This window comes from Nocardioides terrigena, from assembly GCF_003047265.1.
GTDB classification, from domain to species: domain Bacteria; phylum Actinomycetota; class Actinomycetes; order Propionibacteriales; family Nocardioidaceae; genus Nocardioides; species Nocardioides terrigena.
This window is the reverse complement of the sequence record NZ_PZYY01000003.1, coordinates 143,040-167,204: the sequence shown is the minus strand read 5'-3', so window position 1 is coordinate 167,204 and position 24,165 is coordinate 143,040. Positions and strand designations below refer to the sequence as shown.

Annotated in this window: 22 protein-coding genes; 13 read left to right on the top strand and 9 right to left on the bottom strand. The window is 71.2% G+C overall.

Annotated elements, in window-relative coordinates:
* The first annotated feature begins 17 nt into the window (after positions 1–17).
* Positions 18–923 (top strand): diacylglycerol kinase, encoded by a 906-nt coding sequence (locus DAE25_RS07525; RefSeq protein ID WP_107765604.1) that lies wholly within the window; start codon positions 18–20, stop codon positions 921–923.
* Positions 920–3,712, top strand: a complete 2,793-nt coding sequence (locus tag DAE25_RS07520) for a DEAD/DEAH box helicase (protein ID WP_107765603.1) — start codon at positions 920–922, stop codon at positions 3,710–3,712. Before DAE25_RS07525 ends, DAE25_RS07520 begins: the two co-directional genes overlap by 4 nt.
* A gap of 39 nt (positions 3,713–3,751) precedes the next feature.
* On the opposite strand, the gene DAE25_RS07515 is transcribed toward DAE25_RS07520, so the two are convergent.
* A complete protein-coding gene (locus DAE25_RS07515) occupies positions 3,752–4,663 on the bottom strand; it encodes a 5'-3' exonuclease (RefSeq protein ID WP_107765902.1) in 912 nt (303 codons plus the stop codon).
* Between the two features lie 56 nt (positions 4,664–4,719).
* Between DAE25_RS07515 and DAE25_RS07510 the strand changes: the two genes are divergently transcribed.
* A complete protein-coding gene (locus DAE25_RS07510; protein ID WP_267895246.1) occupies positions 4,720–5,172 on the top strand; it encodes an Lrp/AsnC family transcriptional regulator in 453 nt (150 codons plus the stop codon).
* A 103-nt stretch (positions 5,173–5,275) separates the two neighbouring features.
* Here the strand turns inward: DAE25_RS07510 and DAE25_RS07505 are convergent, their stop codons facing one another.
* Positions 5,276–6,235, bottom strand: coding sequence for a hypothetical protein (locus tag DAE25_RS07505; RefSeq protein ID WP_107765601.1), 960 nt, complete (start codon positions 6,233–6,235; stop codon positions 5,276–5,278).
* A gap of 229 nt (positions 6,236–6,464) precedes the next feature.
* On the bottom strand, positions 6,465–7,919 hold the full coding sequence (locus DAE25_RS07500; RefSeq protein ID WP_056889125.1) for a KamA family radical SAM protein: 1,455 nt from the start codon (positions 7,917–7,919) through the stop codon (positions 6,465–6,467).
* A gap of 164 nt (positions 7,920–8,083) precedes the next feature.
* Here DAE25_RS07500 and kdd point away from each other — a divergent pair, with 164 nt between their 5' ends.
* The 7 genes from kdd to DAE25_RS07465 all read left to right on the top strand — a co-directional run bounded on the left by kdd (position 8,084) and on the right by DAE25_RS07465 (position 15,068).
* Entirely contained in the window at positions 8,084–9,148 is a 1,065-nt protein-coding gene (gene kdd, locus DAE25_RS07495) for an L-erythro-3,5-diaminohexanoate dehydrogenase (protein WP_107765600.1), read from the top strand.
* Positions 9,148–10,713 (top strand): lysine 5,6-aminomutase subunit alpha, encoded by a 1,566-nt coding sequence (gene kamD, locus DAE25_RS07490; protein WP_107765599.1) that lies wholly within the window; start codon positions 9,148–9,150, stop codon positions 10,711–10,713. The genes kdd and kamD overlap by 1 nt, the downstream gene beginning before the upstream one ends.
* A complete protein-coding gene (kamE, locus tag DAE25_RS07485) occupies positions 10,710–11,447 on the top strand; it encodes a lysine 5,6-aminomutase subunit beta (RefSeq protein ID WP_056889128.1) in 738 nt (245 codons plus the stop codon). Before kamD ends, kamE begins: the two co-directional genes overlap by 4 nt.
* Positions 11,444–11,848, top strand: a complete 405-nt coding sequence (gene kal / locus DAE25_RS07480) for a 3-aminobutyryl-CoA ammonia lyase (RefSeq protein WP_107765598.1) — start codon at positions 11,444–11,446, stop codon at positions 11,846–11,848. Before kamE ends, kal begins: the two co-directional genes overlap by 4 nt.
* 408 nt (positions 11,849–12,256) lie before the next feature.
* On the top strand, positions 12,257–13,810 hold the full coding sequence (gene lnt / locus DAE25_RS07475) for an apolipoprotein N-acyltransferase (RefSeq protein ID WP_234410944.1): 1,554 nt from the start codon (positions 12,257–12,259) through the stop codon (positions 13,808–13,810).
* A complete protein-coding gene (locus DAE25_RS07470; RefSeq protein WP_107765596.1) occupies positions 13,807–14,580 on the top strand; it encodes a polyprenol monophosphomannose synthase in 774 nt (257 codons plus the stop codon). Before lnt ends, DAE25_RS07470 begins: the two co-directional genes overlap by 4 nt.
* Positions 14,577–15,068, top strand: coding sequence for an FxsA family protein (locus DAE25_RS07465; RefSeq protein ID WP_056889131.1), 492 nt, complete (start codon positions 14,577–14,579; stop codon positions 15,066–15,068). The genes DAE25_RS07470 and DAE25_RS07465 overlap by 4 nt, the downstream gene beginning before the upstream one ends.
* A 42-nt stretch (positions 15,069–15,110) precedes the next feature.
* Here DAE25_RS07465 and DAE25_RS07460 read toward each other — a convergent pair whose 3' ends face one another.
* From DAE25_RS07460 to DAE25_RS07450, 3 genes are all read right to left on the bottom strand, one after another.
* Complete coding sequence (locus DAE25_RS07460) at positions 15,111–15,497, bottom strand: RNA polymerase-binding protein RbpA (RefSeq protein ID WP_056889132.1); 387 nt, start codon at positions 15,495–15,497, stop codon at positions 15,111–15,113.
* Between the two features lie 190 nt (positions 15,498–15,687).
* Complete coding sequence (locus DAE25_RS07455; RefSeq protein ID WP_234410911.1) at positions 15,688–17,046, bottom strand: MFS transporter; 1,359 nt, start codon at positions 17,044–17,046, stop codon at positions 15,688–15,690.
* Complete coding sequence (locus DAE25_RS07450; RefSeq protein WP_234410910.1) at positions 17,043–17,828, bottom strand: glycerophosphodiester phosphodiesterase; 786 nt, start codon at positions 17,826–17,828, stop codon at positions 17,043–17,045. The genes DAE25_RS07455 and DAE25_RS07450 overlap by 4 nt, the downstream gene beginning before the upstream one ends.
* A gap of 39 nt (positions 17,829–17,867) precedes the next feature.
* On the opposite strand from DAE25_RS07450, the gene DAE25_RS07445 reads away from it, so the two are divergent.
* Positions 17,868–18,128, top strand: a complete 261-nt coding sequence (locus tag DAE25_RS07445) for a TFIIB-type zinc ribbon-containing protein (RefSeq protein ID WP_159083629.1) — start codon at positions 17,868–17,870, stop codon at positions 18,126–18,128.
* Between the two features lie 22 nt (positions 18,129–18,150).
* Here DAE25_RS07445 and DAE25_RS07440 read toward each other — a convergent pair whose 3' ends face one another.
* The gene (locus DAE25_RS07440; protein ID WP_107765592.1) at positions 18,151–19,413 is read right to left on the bottom strand and encodes a polysaccharide deacetylase family protein; all 1,263 of its coding nucleotides are present in this window, start codon (positions 19,411–19,413) and stop codon (positions 18,151–18,153) included.
* Positions 19,414–19,481: 68 nt separating this feature from the next.
* The gene (locus DAE25_RS07435; protein ID WP_107765591.1) at positions 19,482–21,008 is read right to left on the bottom strand and encodes a helix-turn-helix domain-containing protein; all 1,527 of its coding nucleotides are present in this window, start codon (positions 21,006–21,008) and stop codon (positions 19,482–19,484) included.
* A gap of 91 nt (positions 21,009–21,099) precedes the next feature.
* Here DAE25_RS07435 and DAE25_RS07430 point away from each other — a divergent pair, with 91 nt between their 5' ends.
* Together DAE25_RS07430 and DAE25_RS07425 are read left to right on the top strand one after the other, a co-directional pair.
* Entirely contained in the window at positions 21,100–22,116 is a 1,017-nt protein-coding gene (locus tag DAE25_RS07430) for a zinc-dependent alcohol dehydrogenase family protein (protein WP_107765590.1), read from the top strand.
* Position 22,117: 1 nt separating this feature from the next.
* The gene (locus tag DAE25_RS07425; RefSeq protein WP_107765589.1) at positions 22,118–23,842 is read left to right on the top strand and encodes an alkaline phosphatase D family protein; all 1,725 of its coding nucleotides are present in this window, start codon (positions 22,118–22,120) and stop codon (positions 23,840–23,842) included.
* 28 nt (positions 23,843–23,870) lie between these two features.
* Here the strand turns inward: DAE25_RS07425 and DAE25_RS23495 are convergent, their stop codons facing one another.
* Positions 23,871–24,014 (bottom strand): hypothetical protein, encoded by a 144-nt coding sequence (locus DAE25_RS23495; RefSeq protein ID WP_199907479.1) that lies wholly within the window; start codon positions 24,012–24,014, stop codon positions 23,871–23,873.
* Positions 24,015–24,165 lie beyond the last annotated feature (151 nt).

Sequence of the window (24,165 nt, the reverse complement as noted above, 5' to 3'; positions counted from 1 at the left end):
GGCGCTAGGGTCGGCCCATGGACGCGGGTGCTGGACCAGTCGCCGGGGCGGGCCTCCACGAGATCGCCCTCCTCACCAACCCGACGGCCGGTGGCGGCAGGGGCGCCCGCTACCGCGACGCTGCGCTGCAGCGGCTGCGCGACAGCGGCCTGGTGGTGCGCAACCTCGAGGGTCGCGACGCTGACGAGGCTGCCGACCTCGCCCGGGCCAGCGTGGCCGACGGCGTCGAGGCCCTGGTGCTGTGCGGTGGCGACGGCCTCGTGCACCTGGGCGTCCAGGCGGTCGCCGGGACGGGCGTCCCGCTCGGGATCATCCCGGCCGGCACCGGCAATGACGTCGCCCGCTACCTCGACCTGCCCCGCAAGGACCCCGTGGCGGCCGCGGACCGCGTCGTCGCGCGGCGTACCCGCACCCTCGACCTGGCCCGCAGCGGCTCGCGCTACTTCGTGACGGTGATGGCGGCCGGCTTCGACGCGATCGTCAACGAGCGCGCCAACGCGATGCGGTGGCCCAAGGGCCAGATGCGCTACAACCTGGCCACCGTGGCCGAGCTGCGCACCTTCCACCCGCTGCCCTACACGCTTGACCTCGACGGGGCCACGCGACGGGTCGACGCGATGCTCGTCGCGGTCGGCAACGGGCCCTCCTTCGGGGGTGGCCTGCGCATCACCGAGGGGGCCCTGCTGGACGACGGTTTGCTCGACGTGGTCATCATCAAGGAGATGTCTCGAGCCAAGCTGGTCCGCACCTATCCCAAGCTCTTCTCCGGCACCCACACCACGGTCGCCGAGTACGAGCACCATCGCGTGCGCCGGGTGACCGTCGCCGCGCCCGGGATCGTGGCCTACGCCGACGGCGAGCGCTTCGGCGAGCTGCCGCTGACCGTCGAGGCCGTGCCCGGTGCCCTGGTGGCGCTCGCATGAGCGGCGACCCGACGCCCGCCGAGCGCTACGCGGCGTACTCCCGGGACAAGGCCTATCCCGCCTTCCGGGACTTCGCGGGCCACTACGACTTCCCGCTCGACGACTTCCAGGTGCGCGCCTGCAAGGAGATCGAGGACGGCCGCGGTGTGCTCGTCGCGGCGCCCACCGGGTCGGGCAAGACGATCGTCGGCGAGTTCGCGGTCCACCTCGCGCTCGCGACCGGTCGCAAGTGCTTCTACACGACGCCCATCAAGGCGCTGTCCAACCAGAAGTACAACGACCTCGTCGCCCGTCACGGCGCCGCCAACGTCGGCCTGCTGACCGGCGACAACGTCGTCAACGGCGAGGCGCCCATCGTCGTGATGACGACCGAGGTGCTGCGCAACATGCTGTACGCCGGGTCGCGCACCCTGCTCGGCCTCGGCTACGTCGTGATGGACGAGGTGCACTACCTCGCCGACCGGATGCGGGGCGCGGTCTGGGAGGAGGTGATCATCCACCTGCCGGAGTCGGTGTCGCTGATCTCGCTCTCGGCCACCGTCTCCAACGCCGAGGAGTTCGGCGAGTGGCTGTCCACCGTCCGCGGTGACACCGCGACCATCCTCGAGGAGCGCCGCCCCGTGCCGCTCTTCCAGCACGTGATGGTCGGCCGGCGCCTGCTCGACCTGTTCGCCTCGTCCGACGTCGACGCCAGCGCCGGCTTCGTGCGCGAGGGGGCGCCCGTCAACGACGAGCTGGTGCGCCTCGCCCGTGACGACTGGGCCAGCTCCCGCCTGATGCGCGACCGGCGCTCGCCGCGCAAGGGCAAGCCCGGGTCCTCGAAGAACCCTCGCCAGGTCGGCAACGGCCGCCGGGTGTGGATCCCCAGCCGCGTCGACGTCATCGAGCGGCTGGACCGCGAGGGGCTGCTGCCCGCCATCGTCTTCATCTTCAGCCGGGTCGGGTGCGACGCCGCGGTCACCCAGTGCCTGTCGGCCAACGTGCGGCTCACCAGCCCGGAGGAGCGCGACGAGATCTACGCGTACGTCGAAGAGAAGTGCCGGCACCTGCCCGACGACGACCTGCACGTGCTGGGCTACCACGAGTTCCTCGACGGGCTGACCCGTGGCGTGGCGGCCCACCACGCGGGCATGCTGCCGACCTTCAAGCAGATCGTGGAGGACCTCTACGTCCGGGGCCTCTGCAAGGTGGTCTTCGCGACCGAGACGCTGGCGCTGGGGATCAACATGCCCGCCCGCACGGTGGTCATCGAGAAGCTGTCGAAGTGGAACGGCGAGACCCACGCCGACATCACGCCGGGGGAGTACACCCAGCTGACCGGTCGTGCCGGTCGTCGCGGGCTCGACGTGGAGGGCCACGGCGTCGTGCTGTGGCAGCCCGGGATGAACCCCCGCGAGGTGGCCGGTCTCGCGTCCACCCGCACCTACCCGCTCCGGTCGTCGTTCCGCCCGTCGTACAACATGGCGGTCAACCTCGTCCACCAGTTCGGTCGCGCGCGCTCCCGCGAGCTGCTCGAGCAGTCCTTCGCGCAGTTCCAGGCCGACCAGGCCGTCGTCGGGCTCGCCCGGCAGCTGCACAAGGCCGAGGAGGCGCTCGACGGGTACGCCGAGGCGGCCACCTGCCACCAGGGCGACTTCATGGAGTACGCCGCGCTGCGTCGCCGGATCAGCGACGTCGAGAAGGGCGCCGTGCGCGAGCGCCGCCAGGACCGTCGCCACGAGGCGATGGAGTCGCTGTCCAAGCTGCGCCCGGGCGACGTGATCATGGTGCCGTCGGGCAAGTTCTCCGGCTTCGCCGTCGTCATCGACCCCGGCCTGTCCGGGCACGAGCCGCGGCCCTACGTCCTCACCCAGGACCGGCAGGCGCGGCGGCTGGCGCCGATGGACTTCCCGACGCCGGTCGAGGCGATCACCCGGATGCGGGTGCCCAAGTCGTTCAACGGACGCAACCCGGCGATGCGGCGCGACCTCGCCTCGGCGCTGCGCTCCAAGACCCACGACTTCACGCCCCCGCCCCGCCGGCGCGAGAGCCGCGACTCCTTCGCCGACTCGCCGGTCGACCGGGAGATCGCCGAGCTGCGCGAACGGCTCAAGAAGCACCCCTGCCACCAGTGCCCCGAGCGCGAGGAGCACGCCCGGTGGGCGGAGCGGTGGTTCAAGCTCTCGCGTGACGCCGAGACCCTCAAGCGGCGGGTCGAGCAGCGCACCAACACGGTCGCGCGCACCTTCGACCGGGTGTGCAACGTGCTGACCGCGCTGGACTACCTCGACGGCGACAAGGTCACCGAGCGGGGCAGCCACCTGCGGCGGATCTACACCGACATGGACCTGGTGGCCGCCGAGTCGCTGCGCGAGGGCCTGTGGGACGACCTCACGCCCTCCGAGCTCGCGGCCGTGCTCTCCGCGCTCGTCTTCGAGGCCCGGCGCCCCGACGACGCGTCCGCCCCCCGGGTGCCCGGGGCACGGATCCAGCGGGTGCTGGGCGAGATGGTCCGCGTGTGGGGGCAGCTCGACGCCCTGGAGCGCGACCACAAGCTCGACTTCCTGCGCGAGCCCGACCTCGGGTTCGCGTGGGCGGCCCACCGCTGGGCCGAGGGCGACGACCTCGACGAGGTGCTCGACGGCACCGACCTCGCAGCCGGGGACTTCGTGCGGTGGATGAAGCAGCTGCTCGACCTCGCCGGACAGGTCGCCGACGCCGCGGGCGGGACACCGCTGCGGGCGACCGCGCGGGAGACCGTGGGGCTGCTCAAGCGTGGGGTGGTGGCCTACTCGGCGCTGACCGAGTAGGACGCGTGCCTGCGTCCGTGCGTGTCGCCCGGTGCCCCGTCAGCGGGCGGCGAGGACGCCGGTGAGGCGCTCGACGGGGCTGGCCAGTCCCCACCGCTCCGCGAGGGCGGCCAGCGCCTCGGCGTCGGCCGGCTCGGCCGGGAGGGCGTGGTCCCGCTCGCCCAGGTCGATGTCGCGGGCGACGGCGACGACGGTCGGCGCCACGTCGAGGTAGTCGGCCGCCGCGATGATCTTGGAACGCGGACCGGGGCCGAGCGCGGAGTCCGGGTCGGCGGCCGCGGCACGGACCCCGGCCAGGTCGCCGTACGACAGGAGCAGCGAGGCGGCGGTCTTGTCGCCCACGCCGGCCACGCCGGGGAGGCCGTCGGAGTTGTCACCGCGCAGCGTCGCGAAGTCGGCGTACTGCTGGGGGAGCACGGCGTACTTCTCCACCACCGTGTGCTCGGTGACCTTCTCGTGCTTGCCGACGCCGCGGGCGGTGTAGAGCACCCGCACCTCGGCGGCGTCGTCGACGAGCTGGAAGAGGTCGCGGTCGCCGGTGACGATGTCGACGGGCATGCCCGCGCCGGTGGCCAGCGCGCCGATGACGTCGTCGGCCTCGTAGTGGTCGGCGCCCACGACGGCGATGCCGAAGGCCTCGAGCACCTCGAGGATGACCGGCACCTGGACCTGGAGCGGATCCGGGACCTCCTCGATGTCGGGGGTGTCGCCGGGGCGCACGGCGACGACGCGGTGCGCCTTGTACGACGGGATCAGGTCGACGCGCCACTGGGGCCGCCAGTCGTTGTCCCAGCAGCACACGAGATGGGTCGGCTGGTACTCGTCGACGAGGCGGGAGATGAAGTCCAACAGCCCGCGGACCGCGTTGACGGGGGTGCCGTCGGGGGCCTGCACGGAGTCGGGGACGCCGAAGAAGGCCCGGAAGTAGAGGGACGCCGTGTCGAGGAGCATGAGTCGCTGTGCGGTCACTCCCCGATCCTTGCACGATCCATCGCTAGCCTGTCGGCGTGACGACCTCAGAGGTGGAGTCCACCGACCGCAAGATCCTCGCGCTCCTGGCCGAGGACGGCCGGATGTCCTTCACCGACCTCGGCAAGGCCACCGGCCTGTCGACCTCGGCGGTGCACCAGCGCGTCAAGCGGCTGGAGAGCAAGGGACTCATCACCGGGTACGCCGCGCTGGTGGACCACGAGCAGCTCGGCCGGCCGCTGACCGCCTTCATCTCGGCCACGCCGATCGACCCCGCCCAGCCCGACGACTACCCCGAGCGGCTGGTCGGCATCACCGAGATCGAGTCCTGCTGGTCGGTCGCGGGGGAGGAGTCCTACATCCTCAAGATCCGGGTCGCCACCCCACGCGCCCTCGAGGACCTGCTCGCCCGCATCCGCTCCGCCGCCAACGTCTCCACCCGCACGACCATCGTGCTCTCCACGGCGTACGAGAACCGCCCGCTGGGCTGAGGGCGTGTCGGGCGCGGCAGAGTCCCCGCTCAGCCGGGGACTCTGTCACCGTGTGACTGTTGCAACCGTCACACGGTGATGGAATCGCCGACACAGTGGCGGGTCAGGCGCCCTTTCGACTGCGGCTCTCCAGGAGAGCCTGGATGCGACGTGCGGTGCGGAGCGGGTTCTCGAGGTCGGGCCAGGTGATCCTGACGCAGGTCCACCCCGTCAACAGGCAGATCTTCTCCTCGCGCTTCTTCTCCCGCATGAGGTAGTCCTCGAGGGTCTCGCCCGGCCGGCGGTACTTCGTGTACCTGATCCTGCCGTCGAACTCGAGGAAGACACCGAGCTCGCGCCACAGGAAGTCGACGATGCCGACGATGCCGACGATCTCGCCCTGCTCGTCCGGGACGGCCACCTGCGGCTCCGGCCGAGGGATGCGCTGCTCGTGGAACAGATGCCAGGTGCGGGCCTCTGCGACGCTCGTGAGTCCAGCGTCAGCGCGTGCCAGGACCAGACGGGCGTTGAGGCTGTTCGGCCAACGCTCGGCGGCCTCATTGGCTGCCAACAGCTGTTCCCGGGAAGCCAGTCCCCGCGAGAGCACCCCGGAGACCGCGACCAGACCGACTTCAGGGGGATGCGTCAGGACGACCTCGAGCGCCGCCCGCGGAGGATTCATCACCGGAATGCCGTTGACCATGCGCCAGTCGTCCGCGTCGAGCCTGGCCCGGTGATGCACGACTCCGGCCTCACGACGCCCGCTCTTCCCGTCGGTGCGGGTCAGGTGTGTCTCAGACAGGTCCACGCCCCACAGTGGCACCTCGTACTCCGACAACGCGTTGTGGTTGGTGAGCACCGAGGTCGCGTGCGCCGTCCGGAGCACGGCGCGTGAGCGGACACGAGCGTGCCCGACCGCGTCCATCTGGGCCATCAGCGCCGCCCGCACGTAGGCGCCGTACCGCACCTTGCACATCTCGCCGGACCGGACGGCGTACGCGATGTCGCGGTCGGTCCAACCCTCCGCCACGAGCTGTCGTCGCAAGTCGATGTCGTCGATGCCGACCGGGAAGTCACCACTCATGCCCGATGGGATGCCCACGTCGACCGCATCAGGAAACTCGCGATCGACATTCTGTGGACAACCTGGGACTGCCGAACTGTGTCGGCGAGTCCGACACTCTGTGACCGTTGCACCCCCCCCAACGGTGACGGAGTCCCCACCTGAGCGGGGACTCCGTCACAGCGGGGACCCCACCTGAGCGGGGACTCCGTCACAGCCGGGACTCCAACGCAGGGCAAACCCCCAGCCCTCACCAGGCCTGGAGCGCCGCCGTACGCCGGGAGGCCTCGGCGACCTCGGCCGCCTTGAGGGCGGACTCGTCGAGGTTGCCGTGCTCGGCCCACCACTGCTGGCCGGCCTCGGGGAGGGTGTGGATCGGGTCGTAGTACTCGTAGGTGCGCGAGAGCGCGTCGTCGGAGGTGGCCTCGATCGAGGTGCGGTAGTTCTTGGTCCAGTAGGAGATGCCGCGCTCGGTGTCGTAGTCGGCGAGCTGGTGCACCCAGCGCTTGCCGACGAACGGGACGTCGCACACGATGCGCGGCGTCGCGAAGCCCGGCAGGTAGCCCATGATGTGGTGCTGCAGCTTCTGGGCGTCCGCGACCGAGACCCGCCAGTGCTCCGAGAACGGGATCATGTCGCACATGTAGAAGTAGTAGGGCATGATCCGGGCGCCGTCGAGGAGGCGGAAGCACAGGTCGAGCAGGGCGTGCGGGTCGGCGTTGACGCCGTTGAGGAGCACGCCCTGGTTGCGTACGTCGCGCAGGCCGGCGTCGAGCATCGCGCCCGCCGCCTCGGCCACGATCGGCGTGATGGAGTTCGCGTGGTTGGCGTGCGTGTGCATGGCCAGGGAGACCCCGCGAGCGTTGGCCAGCGTGGCGACGCGGCGTACGCCCTCGACGACGTCGGGCTGCAGCCAGTGCTGCGGCAGGCCGATCAGCGCCTTGGTGGCGAGGCGGATGTCGCGGATGTTGTCGATCTCGAGCAGCCGGGTGAGGAAGTCCTCGAGGCGGGGCCAGGGCATGTTGGCCACGTCGCCGCCGGAGACGACCACGTCGCGGACCTGGGGCGTGCGGCGCAGGTACTCGAACATGGAGTCGAGGCGGTCCACCGGCTTGGCGGTGAACTTGAGCTTCTCGATCACCGGGGTGGAGTTGCCCACGAGGTCCATGCGGGTGCAGTGGCCGCAGTACTGCGGGCAGGTGGGCAGGAGCTCGGCCAGCACCTTGGTGGGGTAGCGGTGGGTCAGCCCCTCGGCCACCCACATGTCGTGCTCGTGCAGCGAGTCGCGGGTCGCGTGCGGGTGCGAGGACCAGTCGGTGCGACGGTCGCTGAAGACCGGGATCATGTAGTGGCGGACCGGGTCGGCGTAGAACGCCTCGGTCATGGAGCCGGCGCCACCGGGGGAGAAGGTCGGCACCATCGTGTTCATCATCTGCGGCGGCACGAGCATCGACATCGTGGCCCGCTCGGCCTGGTCGCGCTCGAGGTCGGCGTAGAAGCGCTCGTCGAGCAGGTCACCCATGAGCTCGCGCAGCTGCTTGAGGTTCTTGATGCAGTGGGCGCGCTGCCACTGGACGGAGGCCCAGTCGTCGGCCGTGACCGACGCCCAGCCCGGGAAGCGGGTCCAGTCCGGCTCGACGAGCTCGACGCGCTCGTACGGGTACGGCTGACCGGTGGTCAGGCCGATCGCGGTCTCGATGCTCATGGGAGGTGCTCCTGGTGCGGGCGGGTGCGGGCGGACGGCAGCGGCGCGTCGGTTGTGTGACGTGCGGCTCCTCTGTCAGAGTAGGCGGAGATCCTCCGGTGCGTCCAATGGCGCGCCGCAAGATATCCCGTCATATGCTCCAAGCAGCGAAGGAAACAGCGGTCATGTCGACCTCGCCGACCATCACCACCAGTGACCCCACGGGGCTCCACCGGGTCCTCGACGAGCAGACGGTGCTCCCGCAGGCGGCGCAGCGCCTGGACACGCGTCGGGACCTGTGGCCCGACGAGGTGCGGATCCGCATCGAGCGGCTCAACCTCGACGCCGCGTCGTTCCGGCAGCTCGAGCGCACGCACGACGACGGCGACGGCGTACGCCGCGCGGTCCTCGACATCGTCGCGACCCGCGGCAAGATGCAGAACCCCGAGACCGGCTCCGGCGGCATGCTGGTCGGCACCGTCGAGGAGGTCGGCCCCGAGTCACCCCTCGGCCTCGCGGTGGGCGACCGGGTCGCCACCCTGGTCAGCCTCACCCTGACCCCGCTGGTGATCGAGGACGGGCTCGCCGCCTGGAGCGGCACCACCGAGCAGGTCCCGTGCGACGGCTACGCCATCCTCTTCGGCCGCTCCATCGCGGCCGTCCTGCCCGACGACCTCACCCCCGAGCTCAGCCTGAGCGTCATGGACGTCTGCGGCGCCCCGGCACTCACCCGCCGTGTGGTCGAGGAGTGGTCGCGACTGCGTCCCGGCGGCGAGGGCGGACCGACCGTCGCGGTGGTCGGGGGAGCGGGCAAGTCCGGCTCGCTCAGCCTCGCGGCCGCCCGTGACGCCGGCGCCGCCCGCACCATCGGCGTCGTCCCCCACGAGGCCGAGGCCGACCTGCTCCGCGGTGCCGGGCTCGCGGACGCCGTCGCCGTCGCCGACGCCCGCGACCCGATCGCCCTGCGCGACGCCGTCACCGCCGCCGGGGGACCGGCCGACGTCACCGTCGTCTGCGTGGACGTCCCCGGCTGCGAGGGGGGCGCGATCCTCGCGACCGCCGACGGCGGCACCGTCGTCTTCTTCTCCATGGCCACCTCCTTCAGCGCGGCCGCCCTGGGCGCCGAGGGGCTGGCCGCCGACGTCCGGATGATCGTCGGCAACGGCTACGTCCCCGGCCACGCGGCGTACGCCCTGGACCTGCTGCGAGCCCACGAGGGCGTGCGCGGGCTCTTCGAGCGGAGGCTCTGATGGGCAAGCTCACCCTCGACGCCGCAGACGTACGACGCGCGCGCACCCTCGCGCGCCAGGTCGGGCGCCCGATCGTCAAGACCGCCCAGCGGCACACGACCGTCAGCGTGGAGCGCGCGACCCTGCGCCTCGCCGGGCTCAGCGGGGCCGACGCCGAGGGCACCCCCTGGGTCAACCGGCTCTCCGACGTGGTCCGTGCCGACGTGGGGCTCGAGCACGGCGTCTCGGCGCCGGTGTGGGACGCCCTGCTCCGCGGCGAGGCCGAGGACCTCGTGACCCTCGCCCAGAAGGCCAGCGCCGGGTCGGTGACCTTCCGCCTGCCGGAGGGGCGCGACCTCACCCGGGCCCGCACCGCCGCACGCAAGGCGGTCGGCAAGGGCATCACGCAGATCGACCGTCGCCGCGTCGAGCGGGAGCGGATGATCGCCAAGGTCGGCGACGCGCCCCGCAAGCCGTGGATCTACCTCATCGTCGCGACCGGCGACATCTACGAGGACATCCCGCAGGCGCAGGCGGCCGCCCGTGAGGGCGCCGACGTCATCGCGGTCATCCGCAGCACCGGCCAGTCCCTGCTCGACTTCGTGCCCGAGGGCGCCACCCGTGAGGGCTTCGCCGGCACCTACGCCACCCAGGAGAACTTCCGCCTGATGCGGGCCGCGCTCGACGAGACCAGCCGCGAGCTGGGCCGCTACGTGCGCCTGACCAACTACGCGTCCGGCCTGTGCATGCCGGAGATCGCCGCCCTGGCCGGTCTCGAGCGGCTCGACATGATGCTCAACGACTCGATGTACGGGATCCTCTTCCGCGACATCAACCCGATCCGCACCTTCGTGGACCAGCGCTTCAGCCGCCAGGTCCACGCCCGCGCGGGGATCATCATCAACACCGGCGAGGACAACTACCTCACCACCGCCGACGCGGTCGAGGCTGCTCACACGGTGACGACCAGCCAGCTCCTCAACGAGTACTTCGCCAAGGAGGCCGGTCTCGAGGACTGGCAGCTCGGCCTGGGCCACGCCTTCGAGATCGACCCGGCCGTCCCGGACTCGTTCCGCCTCGAGCTGGCCCACGCGCTGCTGGCCCGCCAGCTCTTCCCCAAGGCGCCGCTCAAGTGGATGCCGCCGACGAGGCACATGACCGGCGACGTCTTCCGCGGCTACCTCCTCGACGGCTTCTTCAACCTCGTCGGCGCGCTCACCGACCAGGGCATCCTGCTCGTCGGGATGATGACCGAGGCGGTGGTGACGCCGTGGATCTCCGACCGTGACCTGGCTCTGCAGAACGTCCGCTACGTCATGGACTCCGCCGGCAAGCTGCACGAGGACTTCCACCCGGCGCCCGGCGGGTTCATCAACCTGCGCGCCCGCGAGGTGCTGGGGGAGTCCATCGGCCTGCTCGAGGACATCAAGGCCCACGACAACGGCCTCCTCGACGCGATCGCCGACGGCACCTTCGGCCTGATGAAGCGTCCCGCCGACAAGGGCCGGGGCCTCGAGGGCGTCGCCCGCAAGGCCGCCGACTACTACAACCCCGCGACCGAGATCCTGGAGGGCGACCCCGCATGAGCATCGTCCGCCCCTATGGCGACACCACCGGCGACGGCATGGTGCAGCTGTCCTTCACCCTGCCGATCAAGCACTCCAAGGTCGCCGAGGGCGCGGCCGCCCAGCTGGCCAACAAGATGGGCATGGACCCGGCCCTGGTCGTGCACGCCAAGCCGATGGGCGACGGGTTCACGTTCTTCGTCGTCTACGGCCGGGTCAACCACCTCGTCGACACCGACCAGGTCGAGGTGGTCGAGCGCGACTACCCGCTGCTGACGCCCAAGGAGGCCAACGCGGCGATCAAGCGCTCGCTGCGCCGCCGGATGGTCGTGGTGGGCGGGTGCATCGGCACCGATGCCCACACGGTCGGCATCGACGCGATCCTCAACATCAAGGGGTTCGCGGGGGAGAAGGGGCTGGAGTACTACCGCGAGGTCAAGGTGGTCAACCTCGGCGCCCAGGTGAGCGTCCCCCAGCTCGTCGACGCCGCGATCACCGAGAAGGCCGATGCGGTCCTGGTCTCCCAGGTCGTCACCCAGCGCGACGCCCACCTGCTCAACACCCGCGAGATGTCGGCCGCATTCCGCGAGTCCTACCCGGCCGCCAAGCGTCCGCTCCTGGTGGTCGGCGGCCCGCGGTTCGACGAGACGATGGCCGACGAGCTCGGCGTCGACCGCGTCTTCAGCCGGGGTACGACGCCCGGCGAGGTCGCGTCCTACCTCGTCCACCGCCTCACCACCCGGAAGGCCTCATGACCACCCCCGAGACCCGTGTCGGCACCGTCGTCACCCACCGCCGCTACGTCCCCTACAGCCACGCGCACTACGCCGGCAACCTCGTCGACGGCGCCTACTCGCTGGGGCTGTTCGGCGACGTGGCGACCGAGCTGTGCATCCTGCTCGACGGCGACGAGGGCCTGTTCGCGTCGTACTCCGACGTGCAGTTCGTCGCCCCCGTCCGGGCCGGGGACGTCCTCGAGATCACGGCGACGCTGGTCCGGGAGGGCACCCGCAGCCGGGTGATGGACTTCGCGGTCCACGTCGTCGCCCGCGGTGCCGCGACCCTCGACGCACCGGGTGCGGCGACGCCGCTGGACCCCCCGGAGGTGGCCACCACGGCGACCGGCACGGTCGTCGTACCGCCCCGTCGAGCCTGACCTCCGGCGTGTCATGTCGCGACACGCCGCGACGCCGTGAAATTTGTTGCCCGATTGTCGGTATCCGTCCCCGCGTTGACCTGCGATTTCTCGCGAACGTGCAGGTCAGGGCCGTGTTGACACCTCCGCCCCGGCGAGACAGGGTTCCACGGTCCGCCTGTGCAGATCGTGGCGAGCGGACCGACGTCCGGGTGGCCGGTTGGCCGGTGTGAAGCCAGCATCTGAGCCAACTTGTCCACGGAGGTCGGTCTCGCACCACGAGGGCGGATACGGGGGGCCTGCTGGCTCCGTAGACAACTTCCCACTGCCGGCAGCCGGTCGGTCGTGGGTTGGTCCGAAGGGTCAGCGTGCCCCCCGTCCCCCTGCAAGCACCCCGCGCGTGGTCGCGCCGGATAGCGTGGGGCCGTGATGCTCCGCTGCCTCGCCGCCTTCTTGGGCGGCGTCGTGCTCTCCCTGGCCTTCGAGCCCGTCGGTGTCGCCGCGCTGATGCCGGTGGCGCTGGCCGTCCTCGTGCTCTCGGTCCGCGGGCTGACGGTCGGGCGAGGGGCGTTGGTGGGCTGGCTGTTCGGCCTGGGCTTCATGGCCACCCTGCTGTGGTGGATGCGCGCGGTCGGCACCGATGCATGGCTCGCGCTGACGTTCTTCCAGGCCCTCTACCTCGCGCCCCTGGGCATGGTGCTGGCGCTGGTGACGCGACTGCGCGCCTGGCCGGTGTGGGCGGCCTTCGCGTGGGTCGCCGTCGAGACCTGGCGGGGCGCCTGGCCGTTCGGTGGGCTGCCGTGGGGTCGCCTGACCTATGCCACCGCCGACACCCTCTGGCAGCCGGTCGTCCCGTGGCTCGGCATGACGGGCACGAGCCTGCTCATCGCGCTCTCCGGCACGACGCTGGCCTGGCTGGTCACCAGCCGCCTGCGACGCCCGGTGGCCGCGCTGCTGGCCGTCGGCGGCCTCGCCGCGCTCACCCTGCTCCCGCTCGCCGGCTCGTACGACGCCGTCCCCGGCGTGAGCAGCCGGGGCGAGGACCTCACGGTGGCGGCCGTCCAGGGCGACGTCCCCGGCGACGGCACCGACGTGCCGGCCGTGCACCGCGAGATCACCGCCAACCACGTGGCCCTGACCGAGCAGCTCGCCGACGACGTCGAGGCGGGCACCGTCCCGCGCCCCGACCTCGTGGTGTGGCCGGAGAACTCCACCGCCGTCGACCCCTTCACCGACGCCGAGGTCAACGCCGGGATCGTCGCGGCCTCGGACGCCATCGGCGTGCCCATCCTGGTGGGCGGCATGGCGGACTCACCCCGCGAGGGCGAGGTGCTCAACCAGGGGATCGTGTGGCGCCCCCGTCTCGGCGGGGGAGACCGCTACACCAAGCGGCACCCGGTGCCCTACGGCGAGTACATCCCCTTCCGCGGCTCGATCCTGCCCGACACCTACGGCCAGCTCGCCCTCATCCCGCGCGACATGGCCCGCGGCACCAGCCTCGAGCCGCTGCGGGTCGGTGACGCGCTGGTGGCCGACGCCATCTGCTTCGACGTCGCCTACGACGACGTCATCCACGGTCAGCTGGCCAACGGGGGAGAGCTGGTCACCGTGCAGACCAGCAACGCCATGTTCATCAACACCGCCCAGATCGACCAGCAGTTCGAGATCAGCCGGCTCCGGGCCGTCGAGACGGGCCGGTACGTCGTCGTCGCCGCGATCAACGGGGTCTCCGGGATCGTCGCCCCCGACGGCACCGTGGTCGAGAGCGCCGCGCCCCGCACCCAGGACGTCCTCGTCGCCGAGGTCCCCCTCGCGCACGGGCTGACCCCCGGCGTCTGGATGGGGCCGTGGCCCGGACGCGTCAGCGTGGCGATCACCGTTCTTGGCCTCGCATTCATCCTGGTTCCGTATCGTCGTCCCACACAGCACGACAGCGACACGACGACCGGGAGGTCACGGACCATGACGCGGGTCTCCGCATGAGCACCCCGAGGAGCACGCCCGGGCTGGGCCGCGTCGTGATGGTCGTCCCGACCTACAACGAGGTCGACAACCTCGAGTGGATCGTGGGTCGGCTGCGCGCCGCGCAGCCCACGGTCGACCTCCTGGTGGTCGACGACGGGTCACCCGACGGCACCGGCGCGGTGGCCGACCGGCTCGCGGCGGCGGACCCCGCCGTGACGGTGCTGCACCGCAGCGAGAAGGCCGGCCTGGGCGCCGCCTACCTGCACGGCTTCCGGGTGGCCCTCGACGAGGGCTACGACGTCATCGGGGAGATGGACGCCGACGGGTCCCACCAGCCCGAGCAGCTCCACCGGCTGCTGGACGCGCTCCACGACGCCGACCTGGTGATCGGGTCGCGCTACGTCCCGGGCGGGTCTGTGGTCAACTGGCCGCTCTCGCGTCAGGCGCTGTCCCGCGGCGGCAACCTCTACGTCCGGCTCCTCCTCGGGATCCACGTCCGGGACGCGACGGCGGGCTTCCGCCTCTTCCGGCGCGAGGCGCTCGACAAGATCGACCTGGCCAGCGTGCAGAGCACCGGCTACGTCTTCCAGACCGACCTCGCCTACCGCGCCGTGCGGGCCGGGCTGCGGGTCGTCGAGGTGCCCATCGAGTTCGTCGAGCGGGTCCGCGGCGACTCCAAGATGAGCGGGCCGGTCGCCTCGGAGTCGCTGCGTCGCATCACCCGCTGGGGCCTGCGCGAGCGTCGTACGCAGCTCGCCCACGCGCGGCAGGGACGGAGGGCCCGATGAGGCGCGTGCGCATCCCCGGCTGGCTGCTCCTGGTGGCCTTCGTGGTCGTGCCGTTGGTCGAGATCTTCGTGCTCATCCAGGTCGGCCAGGTGATCGGCCCGTGGTGGACGATCCTGCTCCTCATCGGCGCCAGCGTCCTGGGCACCTGGCTGATCAGGCGGGAGGGTTCGCGGTCCTGGGCTGCCCTCCAGGAGGCGCTGCAGACGGGACGGATGCCCGCCCGCGAGCTCGCGGACGCCGGTCTCATCCTCATCGGCGGCACCCTGATGCTCACGCCGGGCTTCGTCAGCGACATCGTCGGCGTCCTGCTGATCCTGCCCCTCACCCGACCGATCGCACGGGGCGTGCTGACCAAGGTGGTCGCCGGGCGGCTGCTGGGCCCCCTGGGTGGCGGGCTGGCGGGACCGGGAGGCGGACCCGGAAATGCACGACGCCCCGGACCGGGCCCCGAGGGGCCCGTGGTCCAGGGCGAAGTGGTCGACGACTGAGTCGTCGGCTGCCGGTCAGGCGGCCTGGTCGGACAGTGCCGATCAGGCAGTCGCCTTGCGCTTCTTGGCATTGGCGCGGTGCAGGTGCGCCGGGCCGATCTCGCCGCCGCGGAGCAGCTCGAGACGCTCCTTGAGGATGTCCTCGAGCTCCTTCTCCGAGCGTCGCTCCAGGAGCATGTCCCAGTGCGTGCGAGCCGGCTTCTCAGCCTTCTCCTCGGGCTTGATGCCCGCCGTGCTGAGTGCCTTCGCCCCACAGCGCGGGCACTCCCAGATGGCCGGGATGTCGGCCTCGACCGACATCGTGACCTCGAACTCGTGACCCTGCTCGCAGCGGTAGCCGACCTGCTGTCGGGCTGCGAACTCGATCCCGCGCTCGTCTTCGAAACTCTGGCCGCCGAGCCGTGCGCCACGTAGCGTGCGCTCCGCCATTGAGCCACCTCCAGATGATGTGTGCTGACCCCGAGTGAGTCGGGAGTGGGACGATCGGAGTGTGCATCCGTGACGCCATTTCGGGAGCGTCGCTCGTCCCCTGTTCCTTCCAAGGTAGCGGGGAACGCCAAGGTTCAACCAATCACGCGGTCGTGGACCACCCGATCGGGTGCAGTGCACGGAGAACGGGTCAGACCACGGCGGGCAGGGCGTTGCCGGCGTCGCGGATGCCGCGCTCGGTGTCGACGCGGGTGAGCAGGTAGCCGCCGACGAGGAAGAACACGATGAGCGCGAAGACCGCCGGCCGGTAGGAGCCGGTGAACTGGAACGTGAGGCCGAACACCAGGGTCCCGAACCACGACGTGCCGCGGTCCATCGCGTGGTAGAAGCTGAAGTACTCGGCCTCCTTGCCCCGCGGGATCAGCAGCGAGAAGTACGACCGCGCCAGTGCCTGGGTGCCGCCGAGCACGATGCCCACCGCGACGCCGAAGACCATGAAGAGGGCCACGTTGCCGGCCGGCAGGAACAGGGCCGCCGTCACGATGACCATCCAGATGACCAGGCCCATGAGGATCGTCTTCTTGGCGCCCTGCCGCTGGGCGAGGCGACCGAAGAGCAGCGCCCCGAAGAACGCGACGAACTGCACGAGCAGGATGGTGCCGATGAGGACCGACTGCCCGTGGCCGAGCTCCTCGGAGCCGTACGTCGAGGAGCTGGCGATGACGGTCTGGATGCCGTCGTTGAAGAAGAGGTAGGCCAGCAGGAAGGTCAGCGCCATCGGGTAGTTGCGCATGTCACGCAGGGTCGCGACGAGCTGTCCGAAGCTGCGGGCGACGACGTTGCCCTCGGCCGGCTCCACGTTGGCCGGCGGGTGGTTGCTGAGCCGCACGAACGGGATGATGGTGAAGCCCGCCCACCAGATCGCGGCGGAGAGCATGCAGATGCGCGCCGCCTCCCCGGTGGTCAGCCCGAAGGGCAGCAGCGTGACGATCGCGAGGTTGACGGCGAGCAGCAGGCCGCCCCCCAGGTAGCCGAAGGCCCACCCGCGCGAGGACACCCGGTCGCGGTTGGCCTCGTCGGAGATGAGCGGCAGGATCGAGTCGTTGACGACCATCGACGCAGCCAGGCAGAGGTTGGCGCCGATGACGGCGACCGCGCCGATCTGCCAGTTCTCCCCGCGGGCGAACCACAGCAGCGAGGCGAACGCCGCGCCGGTCCATGCGAAGCCGGCCAGCCACTGCTTCTTCTTCTCGGTGCGGTCCATCATCGCGCCGAGCGGGGGGAGGATCAGCGCGGAGAGGATCGTGGAGAACGTCACGAGGTACGACGGGAGCGAACCGGGCGCCACCGACAGCCCGAGGACGCTGATGCGGTTGTCGACCGCGGCCTCCTCGGCGATCGCGATGAGGTAGGGCGCCAGCAGCACCGTCGCGATGGTGGTGACGTAGGCGCTGTTGGCCCAGTCGTACCAGTACCAGGCCTTCTGCTCCCGGGCCTGCTCGAGGGGCCGCAGGTCGGCGACACCGGCCGGCACGTCAGAGTCCTTCACGATGATTCCTCCCACAGGCCACGGCTGCGCAGCACGTCCCTGAGTATGTCGGTGCGGTCGGTCATCAGGCCGTCGACACCACGGTCGACCAGCACGTGCATCTCGTCGGGGTCGTCGATCGTCCACACGTGGACCTCCACGCCGTTGGCGTGCGCCCGGCGCACCAGGCCGGGGGAGGCCACCACGAGCCGTCCCTGGCGGTGCGGGATCTGCAGGGCCCGCGGGTGGTCGCCGGTGAGCCGCCGGACCAGCCGGGCGCTCGGCACGACGACGTACGCCGCCACCTCGAGGGGGTGCGCCGACGTCGCGACCCGACCACCGGTCAACCGGCGGAAGGCCCGCATCCGGCGGACGGAGAAGGACCCGACCACGACGCGGTCCCACGCCTCGCGCTCGTCGAGGAACGAGGCCAGCGCCGGCACCGACCCGTCCGACTTGAGGTCGATGTTGAAGCGCGCCGCCGGGAACGCGTCGAACAGCTCGGCGAGGGTGGGCACCCGCTCGCGGCCGCCGATCAGGGCCTGCTGCACCTCGGCGTACGACGTCTCGGCGATCGAGCCGACCCGGTCGGTGACCCGGTCGAGGACCGTGTCGTGGAAGGCGAGCAGCACGCCGTCGCGCGTCACGTGGACGTCGGTCTCGAGGTGGCGGTAGCCGAGGGACACCGCGTGGCGGAAGGCCGCCATGGTGTTCTCGAGGCCCTCGACCTCCGGGTGGTAGGCACCACCGCGGTGGGCGAAGGCGAGCACCGTGGGGCGCCTGCGGGACTCGGGCCGTGTCACGCGAGCAGTATGGGCCCCACCGGGAGTACCGTCTGGGAAATGGAGCCCCTCACCTGCCCGCGTTGCGGGACCGAGATGCGCGAGCGCTCAGTGGGCCTCGCCACCGTCAGCCAGTGCCCTGAAGGTCACGGAGTCTTCCTCGACCGTGCCGACCTGGGCACGCTCGTCGAGGCCGAGACCGACTGGCACGCCGGATCGGCCACGCGCACTGCACCCCTGCCCCGCATCACCCCGGACATGACCGCGCCCCCGGCCGCCGCCAAGCGGTCGAGGGCGTGGGTGGAGACACTCTTCGGCTGAGCCGACGGGTCGGGTCGGAGCGTCACATCGGCGCGAGGACCTCGCTCATCGGCTGCACCTCGATGCCGCGCGCCGCGAGGTGGTCGAGGAGACCGCCGAACTTCTCGGTCGTCCAGTCCAGGCCGTCGCCGGTCTCGTCGCCGACGCGGTGGAAGGTCAGCACCAGCCAGTCGCGGGCGTCGACGCTCGCGTCCACGATCCGGATGACGTCCTCGAGGCTCTGGTCGGAGTAGACGTTCAGCGACTTCACGGCGTAGGGGTCGATGTCGCCGACCGGCTGCACGTTCTCGTTGATGGTGCGGCCGACCGAGAAGTAGTCGGCGACGACGCGACGCACCTCCGGGTCGACGGCGCCGTTGGGGTAGGCGTAGAGGTGGCTGCCCCGCGACCCGCGCTCGCGCAACCAGCGCGCCGTGGCCTCCACGTTGTCCTCGAGCGCCTCCGTGCTGAGCTCGGTCAGCGGGATGTCGCTGTGGCCGCCGAGGTCCCACCCGAGATCGTCGAGGGACTCGAGGTCACCCCCGTCAAGGAAGCCCGGCTCGTCCACCAGGGCGGGCACCACGAACGCCGTGCCCCGGAAGTAGTGCTCGCGCATCAGGCGGGCGGCGTCGGCGACCGACTCGTCCCCGTCGTCGAAGGACAGCGTCACGACGCCGGCGCCCGGCGCCGACCGGTCGAGGCGCGGATGGGTCTGGACCTCGTCGACCAGGACGGTCGGCGAGGTCGGCCCGTCCTCGCCGTCGGTGAACCCCCACACGGCGAACGAGACGGCCTCGAGACGGCGCCAGTCGGGCGCGCCGACGGTGAGGAAGTCGGCCCGGGAGAGCTGCACGCGCTGCCACGCGTCGTCCACGAGCGCGGTGCGGGCCGTGCGGTCACGCACGTTGGCGTAGAAGAAGTCGTCGTCGGTGGTGTGCAGCCGGAACTGGATGTTGGCGACCTGGCTCCAGTCCGCGGTCCGCACCGAGAACGACCAGGAGAACGGGGAGCCGTCCCGCAGTGGGACGAGCGCCTTGCGGGCGTTGGCCTGCAGCCCGCCGGGCTCGGCGGTGATCTCGAGGGCGGCCCGGCCGGCCTCGGTCGCGCCCACGTGCCGCATCGACCCGGGGCCGTACCAGTCCGAGAAGCCCGCCGCCGTGCCGACGAACCGGGCCCCGGGACCCGTCTGCACGCTCAACGAGGGCGGCGGGTCGAGCTCGGGCTCACGGGTGAGCGCGCTGCACGAGGCGGCCACGACGGCCACGACGGCGGCAAGGCCGAGCAGCCGCCTCGTCGGCGTGTTCATGATCCCCCCGGATGCTGGTACGCCTGACGTCCGTCAGGCGGCCACTGCGACAGTAGTGAGCGCGGTGCTCAGATGTCGCGGAACGTCTCGATGTTGGCACCCAGCTGGTTGAGCCGCTCGGCCAGGTCCTCGTAGCCGCGGTGGATGACGTACGTCGACCGCAGCACCGAGCTGCCCTTGGCGGCCAGCATGCAGATGAGGATCACGACCGCCGGTCGCAGGGCCGGCGGGCAGACGATCTCGGCGCCGGACCAGTGCGTGGGCCCCTCGACGAGCACCCGGTGCGGGTCGAGCAGCTTGACCTGGGCGCCGAGCTTGTTGAGCTCGGTGAAGTAGATCGCGCGGTTCTCGTAGACCCAGTCGTGCAGCAGCGTCTGTCCGTCGGCCACGGCAGCGATGGCCGCGAAGAACGGCAGGTTGTCGATGTTGAGGCCGGGGAACGGCATCGGGTGGATCTTGTCCAGCGGCGCGCGCAGCGAGCTCGGGTGCGTGGTGATGTCGACCAGGCGGGTGCGGCCGTTGGCCGCGACGTACTCCTCGGAGCTGGTGTAGAGGAAGCCCATCTCCTCGAGGATCGCGAGCTCGAGCTCGAGGAACTCGATCGGCGCGCGCGTGATGGTGATCGACGACTTGGTGACGATGGCGGCGGTCAGCAGCGACATCGCCTCGATCGGGTCCTCGGAGGGGGAGTAGTCCACGTCGACGTCGATCCGCTCGCAGCCGGTCACCCGGAGCGTGGTGGTGCCGATGCCCTCGACGGTCACGCCGAGCTTCTGGAGGTAGAAGCACAGGTCCTGGACCATGTAGTTGGACGAGGCGTTGCGGATCACCGTCGTGGCCGGACGCAGCGCCGCGGCCATCAGGGCGTTCTCGGTCACCGAGTCGCCGCGCTCGGTGAGGACGATCGGACGCTCCGGCTCGATGGTGCGGTTGACCATCGCGTGGTAGCTGCCGTCGGTGGCCTTGACGTCGAGGCCGAAGGGGCGCAGCGCCGACATGTGCGGCTCGACCGTGCGCTCACCGAGGTTGCAGCCGCCGGCGTACGGGAGGTCGAACTCGTCGTAGCGGTGGAGCAGCGGGCCGAGGAACATGATGACCGAGCGGGTTCGCCGCGCGGCGGCCTCGTCGATGTGGGCCAGGTCGAGCTCGGCCGGGGGGATGATCTCGAGGTCGTTCTGGTCGTTGAGCCAGCGGGTCTGCACGCCGAGGGAGCCGAGCACCTCGAGCAGCCGGTTGACCTCCTCGATGCGCGCGACCTTGCGCAGCGTCGTACGGCCCTTGTTGAGCAGCGAGGCGCAGAGCAGCGCGACACCGGCGTTCTTGGAGGTCTTGACCTCGATCGATCCCGACAGCGTCGTCGGGCCGTTGACCCGCAGGTGCGTGGGGCCGGCGCCGAGGGCGACGATCTCGGAGTCGAGCGCGGCACCGATGCGCGCCAGCATCTCGAGCGAGAGGTTCTGGTGGCCCTTCTCGATGCGGTTGATGGCACTCTGGCTGGTGGCCAGCAGCTCGGCGAGCTGGTGCTGGGTGAGGCCCCGGTGCTTGCGGGCGTCCCGGATCAGGTTGCCGATGCGTCCCTTGTAGTCGGTCTCCATGCCGGCCACGGTATCTCAGATATGAGATACGACAACACTTGGCGAACGCCGTGTCGCGCGCCTCCTCCGGGGGCGTGCAAGGATCGCCGACATGCGCGCTACGACCATCCATGCCCCCGGCGACATCCGGGTCGAGGACGTCCCCGACCCGACCATCGAGGCCCCCACGGACGCCATCGTCAAGGTGGCCGCGGGCTGCATCTGCGGCTCCGACCTGTGGCCCTACCGCGGCCACAACGACATCACCGCCGGCGACACCATCGGCCACGAGTGCATCGGGGTCGTGGAGGAGGTCGGCAGCGAGGTCACCGACTTCCGCGCCGGCGACTTCGTCATCGTGCCGTTCGACCACTGCGACAACACCTGCGTGCACTGCCGCGCCGGCGCGCACTCGGGGTGCGTCAACCTCGGCTTCACCTCGAGCGGCCAGGCGGAGTACACCCGGGTCACCCAGGCCAACGGGTCGCTGGTCAAGACCGACGGCCTGCCCGACCGCTCGCTCTACCCCTCGTTGCTCACCCTCTCCGACGTGATGGCCACCGGGTGGCACGCCGCCGTCTCGGCCGGCGTGACGCGGGGGAGCACCGCCGTGGTGGTGGGCGACGGCGCCGTGGGCCTGTGCGGCGTGCTCGCCGCCGCCCAGCTCGGCGCCGAGCGCGTGATCGCCATGTCGCGCCACGAGCCCCGCCAGGAGATCGCCCGTCGCTTCGGGGCCACCGACGTCGTCGCCGAGCGGGGCAAGGAGGGCGCCGAGCGGATCGCCGAGCTGACCGACGGCGTGGGCGCCGACGCCGTGCTCGAGTGCGTCGGCACCGACGAGTCGATCAAGCAGGCCTTCTCGATCGCCCGACCCGGTTCGACGGTGGGCTTCGTGGGCGTGCCGCACGGGGTGGAGCTGCCGGTGCGCCGGATGTTCCAGCGCAACATCGGCCTGGCCGGCGGCATGGCCCCGGTCCGCAAGTACCTCCCCGAGCTGCTCGAGCTCACCCTGAGCGGCGCGATCGACCCCGGGCTGGTCTTCGACATGACCCTGCCGCTCGAGCAGTCCCCGGAGGGCTACCGCGCCATGGACGAGCGTCGGGCCATCAAGGTCCTCCTGGAGCCGTGAGATGACCGCCACCTCGGCCGACCTGGTGGTCGGCCCGCTGCTGCGCCACGTCGACGAGACCTCGGCGTCCGTCTGGGTCGAGACCCGCGACCGCGCCCGGGTCACGGTGACCCGCGACGGCGAGTCCTGGTCGGCGGGCACGTTCGTCGTGCACGGGCACCACTACGCCCTCGTCGAGCTCGACGGCCTCGAGCCGGGTTCGCGGGCGGCGTACACCGTGGCGATCGACGACCGGACGGTGTGGCCGCCGGAGGACTCGGCGCTCCCGGACCCGGTGATCGCGACGCTGGTGCCGGACAAGCCGCTGCGCCTGGCCTTCGGGTCCTGCCGCACCTCGGTCGGGCACGACAAGAAGGGCAACGACACCCACGGCATCGACGCACTGCGCACCTACGCGCTGCGGATGGCCGGTCAGGCCGAGGCGCACGACGCCGACGGCGACACCGACCTCCTCGAGCCGCGGTGGCCCGACCTGGTGCTCTTCCTCGGCGACCAGGTCTACGCCGACGAGACCACCGACGAGATGCGGGAGTTCATCAGCGCCCGCCGCGACATCGAGCAGCCGCCGTGGACCGAGCTCCAGGACTTCCAGGAGTACGCCCACCTCTACTCCCTGGCGTGGACGGACGCCACCAACCGCTGGCTGCTCTCGACGCTGCCGACGGCGATGATCTTCGACGACCACGACATCCGCGACGACTGGAACACCTCGCAGGCCTGGCGCGACGAGATGGAGGCCACCTCGTGGTGGCACGGCCGGATCGTGGCCGGGCTCGCGTCGTACTGGGTCTACCAGCACCTCGGCAACCTGTCGCCCAGCGAGCGCCTCGAGGACGAGATCTGGCAGCGAGTGGTGGAGCACGAGGGCGACGACGAGCTCGACCTCACCGACGTGCTCGACGCCTTCGCCGAGCGGGTGGACCAGGAGCCGACGACCTACCGCTGGAGCTACGCCCGCGAGTACGGCGACCAGGCCCGGCTCGTCGTCGTGGACTCCCGCGCAGCGCGCGTGCTCGAGCCCGACCAGCGGGCGCTGCTCGACCCCGACGAGCTGGCCTGGCTCGACGAGCACATGCGCGGCGACGTCGACCACCTGATCATCGGCACGTCCCTGCCGTTCATGCTGGCCCGCGGGCTGCACCATCTCGAGGCGGCCGGCGAGGCCATGGCCGCGGGGGCGTGGGGCAAGCGCGGCGCCAGCGTGGGGGAGTGGGCCCGTCAGCTCGTCGACCTCGAGCACTGGGCGGCCTTCCAGGACAGCTTCAGCCGGGTGGCGGAGATGGCGATCGAGGTCGCGTCCGGCCAGCGCGGCCGGGCACCCTCCAGCGTCACCTTCCTGTCCGGGGACGTGCACCACAGCTACGTCAGCGAGGCGCGGCTGTCGCGTCGTACGGCACGCCGGAGCCCCGCACTGCAGAGCCGGCTGATCCAGGCGGTCTGCTCGCCGATCCGCAACCCGCTCTCGCGCAACATGCGCTTCGCCACCGCCGTCCTCAGCTACGGCGTGGCGGGGCCGCTCGGTCGGCTGGCGTCGCGGTCGACCAAGGTGCCGACCAGCCCGATCACGTGGAAGTACGCCGAGGGGCCGTGGTTCGACAACAACCTGGCGTTCCTCGAGCTGGCGCCGGGGTCGCTGCGGATGTGGTGGGTGAGCAGCAAGGTGGTCGGCGGTGACCACGACTCGCCGCGCCTGACGAAGGTCGCCGACTACGCCCTCGGCGACTGACACCCGGAGGGGCCAGCGGGCAGCGGGGTCAGCTGGCGGCGGCGAGCATGCGCCCATGGGCGCAGGTGCACGCGTCGGAGCACGGGAGGTAGCTGTGCGCGGCGTGGCCGCAGCCGGTGCACGGCATGTCGTGCGAGAGATGCGTTCCGGTGGTGTCGACGGTGTCCCACATGGTCCTGCTCCTGAGCTTCGTTGCTGTCGGGCGTGTCTTCACCGTGACACGCGAGATGGCCGGTCCTGACGCGATCCCCGCGCAAACACGCCGTATGCGGTATGAAGATGACCCGTTCGGGCCATGCCCCCTGGTCACGCGGGGTGGTACT